This window comes from Petrotoga sp. DB-2, from assembly GCF_054051725.1.
Genome location: NZ_JBSVZD010000083.1, coordinates 1 through 403, shown reverse-complemented (window position 1 = coordinate 403; position 403 = coordinate 1). Strand labels below are relative to the sequence as shown.

At 38.7% G+C, this 403-nt stretch carries 1 protein-coding gene and 1 pseudogene; both read right to left on the bottom strand.

What is annotated here, in order from left to right:
- Nucleotides 1–227 (bottom strand): ATP-binding cassette domain-containing protein (locus ACW9JY_RS10530; RefSeq protein WP_457284334.1); only part of this gene is annotated, 227 nt, incomplete at its 3' end.
- 5 nt (nucleotides 228–232) lie between these two features.
- Nucleotides 233–403: pseudogene (locus ACW9JY_RS10525) on the bottom strand (ABC transporter permease); the annotation flags it as partial.

Here is a 403-nt window from a genome sequence, read left to right as displayed (position 1 = left end):
ACTTCGTAGTATATCTTTCCATCTACTATCCTCAGTGGCGGTTCGGCTAAACCACATATCGTTTTTAGAAATGTGCTTTTCCCACATCCACTTTCCCCTGCTATCCCGTATATTTCATCTTCTTGTATCTTTATACTTACATCGTTGACCGCTTTTACTTCTTTTTTCTCTTCTTGCATTTCAAATATGTAATACGATTTTAGTTTTTCTGTTTTTAATACTTCCAACCTTTTCACTCCTTCGCCTTACCGATTCTTTGTATCCTTGTTCTTGGGTCTAAGTATTCACTTAGACTTGTTGAGAGTAGGTACAAGGCTACGAACAAGAAGATCGATATTATTACAGGTGTTAGTATCCACCACCAGTATCCCAGTAGCATCGCTTGGTAGTTTACCGCCCAGTG